This window comes from Rhodococcus sp. IEGM 1351 (assembly GCF_030056875.1).
GTDB classification, from domain to species: domain Bacteria; phylum Actinomycetota; class Actinomycetes; order Mycobacteriales; family Mycobacteriaceae; genus Rhodococcus_F; species Rhodococcus_F opacus.
Genome location: NZ_JASHKU010000081.1, coordinates 1 through 1224, shown reverse-complemented (window position 1 = coordinate 1224; position 1224 = coordinate 1). Strand labels below are relative to the sequence as shown.

The following is a 1224-nucleotide window of genomic DNA, read 5'->3' as shown; positions in this document are numbered from 1 at the left end:
CGAGTCGTTGGCTCGCACGATCACGATCGATCAGGGTAAGACGTTGGATGAGGCGCGCGGTGAGGTGGGGCGGGCTGTCGATTTCTTGGAGACGGCGATTGCCGCTCCGATGCTGTATCACAGTGACGCCGTGAACGTCACCACTGGTGTGGATGCGCGGCGGGTGCGGGAGCCGTTGGGGGTGTGTGTGGCGGTGACGCCGTCGAATTTCCCGGTGATGAACACGGTGCAGTTCTCGGCGTGGGCTCTGGTGACGGGTAATGCGTTGATCATCAAGGCGTCCGAGCAGGATCCGCTCGCGTCCACCGCGGTGATTCGGTTGCTGCAGCAGGCGGGTCTGCCGGATGGGGTGCTGAATTTGGTGCACGGCCGGGCGGATGTGGTGAAGCATTTGATTGCCCACCCGTCGGTGGTGGCGGTGTCGTGCATCACGTCGTCGCCGACGGCGCGGGCGATCTATGCGGCGGCGGCGGCAGCGGGGAAGCGGGTGCAGGCCAATGGTGGTGCGAAGAATCCGATCGTGGTGGCCGCGGATGCGGATCTCGATAGGGCGGCGGCCGGGATCGTGTCCTCGTCCTATGGGATGGCGGGTCAGCGGTGCCTGGCGGGGAGTCGGGTGGTGGTGGTCGGTGACGTCTACGGCGATCTGATGGACCGTGTGGTGGCGTTGGCCGATCAGTTGGTGGTCGGTGACGGTATGGCCGAGGGTGTGACGATGGGTCCGGTCGTCAGCGCCGAGAGCAAGGAGCGGATCCTGGCGGCGCTGGGGGAGGCGGAGGATCTGGGTGCGACGTTCGTCCTCGATGGTCGGAACGTGAAGCCGGTGGGTGGGGCGGGGTCGGAGAACGGCTATTTCATCGGGCCGACGATTGTTGCCGATTTGGATCCGCGGCACGGGGTGGAGGGTCGGGAGTTGTTCGGTCCGGTGATCAATGTGCATCGGGTGGACACGCTCGCGGAGGCGATCGCGTTGTCGAATGACACCGAGTTCGGTAACGCTGCCGCGGTGTTCACCAGCTCTGGTGCGGTGGCGGCGGAGTTCGAGCGGGGTATCCGGGCCGGCAATGTGGGTGTCAATGCGTTTCCGGCGCCGCCGGCGAATGTGACGATGGGCGGGTACGGTGCCTCGTTCTACGGTGACCTGCATGTGTGTGGTGCTGCGCCGTTGGATTTCTTCACCGATCAGAAGCTGGTCGTCACACGATGGTGAGCACTATGCGGCGA

At 65.1% G+C, this 1224-nt stretch carries 1 protein-coding gene; it reads left to right on the top strand.

Annotation, left to right across the window (positions count from 1 at the left end; translation table 11 throughout):
• Window positions 1-1210: aldehyde dehydrogenase family protein (locus tag QM806_RS40835; protein WP_283295034.1), on the top strand; the 1210-nt coding region annotated here is incomplete at its 5' end.
• Window positions 1211-1224: the final 14 nt, after the last annotated feature.